Origin of the sequence: Trebonia sp., from assembly GCF_049794275.1 — a bacterium.
GTDB lineage: Bacteria > Actinomycetota > Actinomycetes > Streptosporangiales > Streptosporangiaceae > Trebonia.
Window position 1 is genome coordinate 1 of record NZ_JBARCR010001044.1, and the last position, 7,720, is coordinate 7,720.

Consider the following 7,720-nt stretch of genomic DNA (forward strand, 5'->3'; position numbering starts at 1 on the left):
GCTCCGCGGCCGCCGCGTGCATCTGGTCGGTCAGCTGCTCGATGAGCGCGATCAGGTCGCCGCGGGCCGCGCCCTCGCCGACAACTGCGCCTTCTGCTCCGCCTGTTCCGCCCGCGCCGCGGGCCGCGGCCCGTGCCCGGGAGGACAGCCCAGGGACGGGCGCCTTGCCCCGGGACTGCTGACGGCCGCCGCCGCCGATCAGCTGCTCGGTGTCGGCGTCCTCACGGATGATCTGATCCAGGATGTCGGCGATCCGCTTGCGGAGCGGCTGCGGGTCCACGCCGTTGGCGAGGTTGTACGCGATCTGCTTCTCGCGCCGGCGGTTGGTCTCGTCGATCGCGTGCTGCATGGACGGCGTGATCTTGTCCGCGTACATGTGGACCTCGCCGGAGACGTTGCGCGCCGCCCGGCCGATCGTCTGGATCAGCGACGTGCCCGAGCGCAGGAACCCTTCCTTGTCCGCGTCCAGGATCGCAACGAGCGACACCTCGGGCAGGTCGAGGCCCTCGCGGAGCAGGTTGATGCCCACGAGCACGTCGTACTCGCCGAGCCGCAGCTCGCGCAGCAGCTCGATCCTTCTTAGCGTGTCGACCTCGCTGTGCAGGTACCGGGCGCGGATCCCGTTCTCCAGCAGGTAGTCGGTGAGGTCCTCGGACATCTTCTTGGTCAGGGTGGTGACCAGGACGCGCTCGTCCCGCTCGGTTCGCAGCCTGATCTCCTCGAGCAGGTCGTCGATCTGGCCCTTGGTCGGCTTGACGATGACCTGGGGGTCGATGAGCCCGGTGGGCCTGATCACCTGCTCCACCACGTCGCCGCCAACCCGCCGCATCTCATACGGGCCGGGCGTGGCCGACAGGTAGATGGTCTGACCGATCCGCTCGCAGAACTCGTCCCAGGTGAGCGGCCGGTTGTCGATCGCGCTCGGCAGCCGGAAGCCGTGCTCGACGAGCACCCGCTTGCGGGACACGTCGCCCTCGTACATCGCGCCTATCTGTGGCACGGTGACGTGCGACTCGTCGACCACGAGCAGGAAGTCCTCGGGGAAGTAGTCAAGCAGCGTGTTCGGCGGGCTGCCCGGCTCGCGGCCGTCGATGTGCCGCGAGTAGTTCTCGATGCCCGAGCAGCTGCCGACCTGGCGCATCATCTCGATGTCGTAGGTGGTGCGCATCCGCAGCCGCTGCGCCTCGAGCAGCTTGCCGGCCTGCTCCAGCTCGGCCAGCCGTGCCCCTAGCTCGGCTTCGATACCCGCGATGGCGCGTTCCATCCGCTGCTCGCCCGCGACGTAGTGGCTCGCAGGGAAGACGTAGAGCTCCTGGTCCTCGCTGACCACCTCGCCGGTCAGCGGGTGCAGCGTGGACAGCCGCTCGACCTCGTCGCCGAACATCTCGATCCGGACGGCGAGTTCCTCGTACTGCGGGATGATCTCGATCGTGTCGCCCCGCACCCGGAAGGTGCCCCTGGTGAAGGACATGTCGTTGCGGGCGTACTGCATCCCGACCAGGTGCCTGAGCATGCCGTCCCGGTCTATCGTGTCGCCTACCCGCACCTTGAGCATGCGGTCCACGTACTCCTGCGGCGTGCCCAGGCCGTAGATGCACGAGACCGACGCGACGACGATCGTGTCCCGGCGGGTGAGAAGCGAGTTGGTCGCCGAGTGCCGCAGCCGCTCCACCTCGTCGTTGATCGACGAGTCCTTCTCGATGTAGGTGTCGGTCTGCGGGACGTACGCCTCTGGCTGGTAGTAGTCGTAGTAGGAGACGAAGTACTCGACCGCGTTGTGCGGCAGCATCTCGCGCAGCTCGTTGGCGAACTGCGCGGCGAGCGTCTTGTTGGGCAGCATGACGAGCACGGGCCGCTGGAGCTTTTCCGCGACCCACGCGACCGTGGCCGTCTTCCCTGTGCCCGTCGCGCCGAGCAGGACCATGTCCTTCTCCCCCGCGCGCACCCGCTTCTCGATCTCGGCGATCGCGGTCGGCTGGTCCCCGGCGGGCACCATGTCCGTGACGACGTTGAACGGCGCCACCCTGCGCTGCAGGTCCGTTACCGGCCGCACGGCGCCACCTCCTCCTTCGCCGTCGCCCTCCGGCGGCGGCTCACCGTTCAACTCTACGGCGGGGGTCCGACATTCCGGCCCGGTCCAGAAGCCGTCGAGCAGGAGGTGGCGAGGCCCGGTGCTGTGCGCCCTGCCGGTTGCGCGATCGGCCTGTTCTATTAGTGTTCAGTTGCGTAATCGGCAGGGCGGGAAGGGACGTGAGCGGCGTTGCTGCGGGTCGGGCTGACTGGCGGGATCGGATCGGGCAAGAGCGAGGCGGGCCGTCGGCTCGCCGCGCACGGCGCGGTCCTCCTGGACGCTGACAAGGCCGCCCGCGCGGTCGTCGAACCAGGCACGCCGGGCCTCGCGAGGATCGCCGAGACCTTCGGTCCCGGCGTGCTGCGCGAAGACGGGTCGCTGGACCGGGCGAAGCTCGCGCAGATCGTCTTCGCCGACGACGCGGCCCGCGGCAAGCTCAACGCGATCGTCCACCCCCTCGTCCACGACCACATGCTCGCCGCGGAACAGGCCGCCGTTCAGGCTTCCGGCGATGGCGCGGTCATCGTGCACGACGTCCCCCTGCTCGCCGAAGGCGGCAGGGGCAAAGAGTTCGACCTGGTCATCGTGGTGGACGTCCCCCCAGAGGTCCAGCTCGAGCGCCTGGCCGCCCGGGGCATGCCCGCGGACCAGGCCCGCGCGAGAATGGCCGCCCAGGCGACCCGCGACGAGCGCCTGGCAGTAGCCGACATCGTGATCGACAACTCCGGCACCCTGGAAGACCTGGACCGCCGCGTCTCCGACGTCTGGACCACCCTCCAGTCCCGCGCCAGCGGTCGTCGTGACACCACTTAGGGCGCGAAAGGTACCGGATAAACGGACATATCGGACAGATATTGGTACGTTTCGCGCCCTAAGTGAAGAGCAGGATTCAGCCGACGCCACGGCTGGGGCGGGACGAAGGCACAGGGACGTCTGTGACGAAGGAGGGGCCTGGGCCTGGGGCCTGGGCCTGGGGCCTGGAGGACGGGTGCGGGAGCAGGATTGGTGCGGAGCGAGGCGGAAACGCCGCTGCCCCGCCGGTCAAGAGTCATAGACCAGCGGGGCAGCGGCGCTAACTGCGTTACGCCTGGCCGGAGAGCCTGTCGCGGAGGGCGGCCAGGGCCTCGTCGGAGGCCAGGGTGCCGCCCGGCGCGCCGGGCTCCTGCGGGGTGGCGCTGCGGCCCCCGCGCGGGGCGCGGGGCGTGGACTGGCTGGACGATGACGACGTGGCAGCCGCCACGGCCTCCTCGCCGTCGCCGTCGCCCTCTTCCTCGGCCTTGGCGCGAGACTCTTCCACCTGGCGGCGGTGCGCCTCGAAGCGGGCGCGGGCCTCGGCGTACTGCCGCTCCCACTCCTCGCGCTGCGAGTCGTAGCCCGGCAGCCACTCCCCGGTCTCCGGGTCGAAGCCTTCGGGGTACTCGTAGTTGCCCGCCTCGTCGTAGGTGGCGGGCATGCCGTAGAGGGTCGGGTCGAAGTCGTCGCCGACGGCCTCGCCGACCGTGCCCTCGTTGGCCTGCTTCAGCGACAGCGAGATCCGCCGCCGCTCCAGGTCGATGTCGATGATCTTGACGAAGATCTCCTCGCCGACCTGAACGACCTGCTCGGGGATTTCCACGTGCCGGTCGGCCAGTTCGGAGATGTGCACCAGGCCTTCGATGCCTTCCTCCACGCGGACGAACGCGCCGAACGGCACCAGCTTGGTGACCCGGCCGGGAACGACCTGGCCGATCTGGTGGGTGCGGGCGAACTGCTGCCACGGGTCTTCCTGGGTGGACTTCAGCGACAGCGAGACGCGCTCGCGGTCCATGTCCACGTCCAGCACCTCGACCGTGACCTCCTGGCCGACCTCGACGACCTCGCCGGGGTGGTCGATGTGCTTCCAGGACAGCTCCGACACGTGCACCAGGCCGTCCACGCCGCCCAGGTCGACGAACGCGCCGAAGTTGACGATCGACGACACGACGCCCTTGCGGATCTGGCCCCTGCGCAGCGTGTTGAGGAAGGTGTGGCGCACCTCGGACTGGGTCTGCTCGAGCCAGGCGCGGCGGGACAGCACCACGTTGTTGCGGTTCTTGTCCAGCTCGATGATCTTGGCTTCGATCTCCCGGCCGACGTACGGCTGCAGGTCGCGGACCCGGCGCATCTCCACCAGCGAAGCGGGCAGGAAGCCGCGCAGCCCGATGTCCAGGATCAGGCCGCCCTTGACGACCTCGATGACGGTGCCGGTGACGACGCCGTCCTCTTCCTTGATGCGCTCGATGGTGCCCCACGCGCGCTCGTACTGCGCCCGCTTCTTGGACAGGATCAGGCGGCCTTCTTTGTCTTCCTTCTGGAGGACAAGCGCCTCGATCTGCTCACCGGTCTTAACGACCTCGTGCGGGTCGACGTCGTGCTTGATCGACAGCTCACGAGAGGGGATGACCCCCTCCGTCTTGTAGCCGATATCGAGCAAGACCTCATCTCGATCGACCTTGACGACGGTGCCCTCGACGATATCGCCGTCGTTGAAGTACTTGATGGTCAGGTCGATCGCGGCGAGGAACTCCTCCTCAGACCCGATGTCGTTGACCGCTACCTTGGGGGTTGAGGTGGCTTGCGTGCTGCTCGTCATGTGTGGGTTGGCTCCGGATACGGACAGGAATGAATATTGAGCGCCAAGGACTTATGCAGTGAACGCGCGGGACTTGCCTGGCCGGATCGCGGGTCGGCATGCCCCGGCGGTCTCACGATCAAACTGACCGCGACGAGACCGCACGAGGACACAGCGCAGTGTTCAGAGTATGAACTTCTCGCTGGCTGGTCAATTGAACGCGGCTACAACTCGGACTCAGCTTAGTGAATGCTGAGTGCCTTTTTCGTGCCAACACGGGGTTAGTGGGCCGCATCGGCCCAGCTGCGGCCCGTGCCGACGGAGACCTCGAGCGGGACCCGCAGCTCGGCCGCGCCGGCCATGGCGGCTGTCACCAGCGCCGTCACGTCCGTCAGCTCGCCGGGGGCGACCTCGAAGATCAGCTCGTCGTGCACCTGCAGCAGCATCCGGGAGCTGAGCCCGGCCTCGGCCAGCGCGGCGGCGACCCGGAGCATCGCCACCTTGATCACGTCGGCGGCCGAGCCCTGGATCGGCGCGTTGAGCGCCATCCGCTCGGCCATCTCACGGCGCTGCCGGTTATCCGACACCAGGTCGGGCAGGTACCGGCGCCGTCCCATGATCGTCGAGGTGTAGCCGTCGATCCTGGCCTGCGCCACGATGGACTGCAGGTAGTCCCGTACCCCGCCGAACTCCTTGAAGTACTCGTCCATCAGCATGCGCGCCTCCTCCACGGAGATGCGCAGCTGGTTGGACAGCCCGTACGCGGACAGGCCGTACGCCAGGCCGTAGTTCATCGCCTTGACCTTGGCGCGCTGCTCGGGCGTGATGTCGGCCGGCGCGACGCCGAACACCCGGGACGCCGTGGTCGCGTGGAAGTCGTGCCCCGACTCGAACGCCGCGATCAGCGCCTCGTCACCGGACAGGTCCGCCATGATGCGCAGCTCGATCTGGCTGTAGTCCGCGGTCAGCAGGGTCTCGTAGCCCGCGCCGACGACGAACCCCTGCCGGATGCGGCGGCCGAGCTCGGTGCGGATGGGGATGTTCTGCAGGTTGGGGTCGGTCGACGACAGCCTGCCCGTCGCGGCGACCATCTGGTTGAACGTGGTGTGGATGCGGCCGTCCTCGCCCGCCATCGGGATCAGCGAGTCCACGATCGACTTCAGCTTGGCGACGTCCCTGTGGTGCAGCAGGTGCTCGAGCACCGGGTGCTCGGTGGCGGCGAGCAGGCTGGTCAGCGCCTCGGAGTCAGTGGTGTACCCGGTCTTGATCCGCTTGGTCTTCGGCAGCCCGAGCTCGGTGAACAGCACCTCCTGGAGCTGCTTGGGCGAGCCGAGGTTGAACTCGTGCCCCACCTCGGCGTACGCGGCCTGCTCGGCGGCCTTCACCCTGCCGTACAGGGTGGCGGACATCTCCGCGAAGTGCTCGGCGTCGGCCGCGATGCCGGTCCGTTCCATCCGCGCGAGCACCCCGACGAGCGGCAGCTCGATCTCATCGAGCAGCCGGGTCGCGCCGCGCTTTTCCAGGTCGGTGTCCAGCGCCGCGGCGAGGTCCATCGTGGCGCGGGCCCGCAGCACGAGCGCGACCGCGCTCTCCTCCTCGCCGGATCCGTCCAGGGTCAGCTGCAGGTTGTCCCCGCCGTCGTCGCGCAGCTCCTTGCCGAGGTACCGCAGCGCCAGGTCGGCGAGGTCGAAGGTCCGCTGGCCGGGCAGTGCGAGATATGCGGCTAGTGCCGTGTCGCTCGTCAGGTCATTCAGAACGTACCCGTGCGCCGCCAGCGCGTGTATCGGTCCCTTGGCGTCGTGCAGCGCCTTGGGGTACTCCCCCGACGCCAGCCACTGCGCCAGGGCGCGGTCGTCGTCGGGAGTCAGCGCCTCGGGGTCGAGGTACGCCCCGGTGCCATCGGGCGCGGCGAGCGCGATGCCGGTGACGTTGCCCGTGCCGCGGCCCCAGCTGCCTGCCACAGCAAGCCCCGTACGTTCTGGAGAAGAATGCTCTTCCACCCAGCCGGCGACCTCATCAGGGCCCAGAACGGAAGCCTCCACCTCGAACCCCGCCAGGTCGGACTGGTCCACCGCGGCGCCCGCGGCGGCTGGCGTGGTGCCCGGCAGGCCGTCGGGGAAGGTCTGGTAGAGCCGGTCCCGCAGCACCCGGAACTGGAGGGTGTCGAAGAGCTGGTGGATCGCCTCCCTGTGCCACGGCCGCGGCACCAGGTCGGCTGGCGTGGCACCCACCGTGGATTCCGGCAGGTCGCGGATCAGCGTGGTGAGCTGGCGGTTGCGCAGCACGCTGCCGAGGTGCTCGCGCAGCGCGTCGCCGGCCTTGCCCTTGACCTCGCCGACGCGGTTGACCAGCTCCTCGAGCGACCCGAACTCCGTGATCCACTTCGTCGCGGTCTTCTCCCCCACCCCGGGGATGCCGGGCAGGTTGTCGCTGTTGTCGCCGCGCAGCGCCGCGAAATCCGGGTACTGGGCCGGCGTCAGCCCGTACTTCTCGACCAGCGCGGCCGGGTCGTAGCGCCGCATGTCGGACACCCCGCGGCTGTTGTACAGCACCGTCACGTGGTCGGAGATCAGCTGGAACGTGTCCCGGTCGCCGGTGACGATGAGGGTGTTCATGCCCTCGGCTTCTGCCTCGGTGGCGAGCGTCGCGATGATGTCGTCCGCCTCGTAGCCTGCCGCGGACAGCCGGCGGATGCCGAGCGCGTCGAGCACCTCGAAGATCAGGCTGACCTGGCTGCGGAACTCGTCAGGGGCCTTGGTGCGGCCCGCCTTGTACTCGACGTACTGCTCGTGCCTGAAGGTCGGCTCGCTGCGGTCGAACGCCACCGCCACGTGCGTCGGCTGTTCGTCGCGCAGCACGTTGATCAGCATCGCGGTGAACCCGTAGACGGCGTTCGTGGGCAGGCCGGTGGTCGTGGCGAAGTTCTCCATCGGCAGGGCGAAGAACGCGCGGTACGCCAGCGAGTGCCCGTCGAGCAGCAGCAGCCTGTCAGTCACCTTCCTGATCCTATGACCACATGGCGGTGCCCGGCGGCCGGCCGCACGGCCGCCGGGCACCCG

At 68.8% G+C, this 7,720-nt stretch carries 4 protein-coding genes; 1 reads left to right on the plus strand and 3 read right to left on the minus strand.

Going from position 1 to position 7,720, the window contains the following annotated elements; translation table 11 throughout:
- On the minus strand, positions 1-2,053 hold a 2,053-nt coding region (gene uvrB / locus WA805_RS26110; protein WP_425243676.1), incomplete at its 3' end, for an excinuclease ABC subunit UvrB.
- Between the two features lie 207 nt (positions 2,054-2,260).
- Between uvrB and coaE the strand changes: the two genes are divergently transcribed.
- Complete coding sequence (gene coaE / locus WA805_RS26115; RefSeq protein WP_422323439.1) at positions 2,261-2,884, plus strand: dephospho-CoA kinase; 624 nt, start codon at positions 2,261-2,263, stop codon at positions 2,882-2,884.
- A 268-nt stretch (positions 2,885-3,152) separates the two neighbouring features.
- On the opposite strand, the gene rpsA is transcribed toward coaE, so the two are convergent.
- Together rpsA and polA are read right to left on the minus strand one after the other, a co-directional pair.
- A complete protein-coding gene (rpsA, locus tag WA805_RS26120; protein ID WP_422279484.1) occupies positions 3,153-4,682 on the minus strand; it encodes a 30S ribosomal protein S1 in 1,530 nt (509 codons plus the stop codon).
- A gap of 260 nt (positions 4,683-4,942) precedes the next feature.
- Positions 4,943-7,657, minus strand: coding sequence for a DNA polymerase I (polA, locus tag WA805_RS26125; protein ID WP_425243677.1), 2,715 nt, complete (start codon positions 7,655-7,657; stop codon positions 4,943-4,945).
- Positions 7,658-7,720 lie beyond the last annotated feature (63 nt).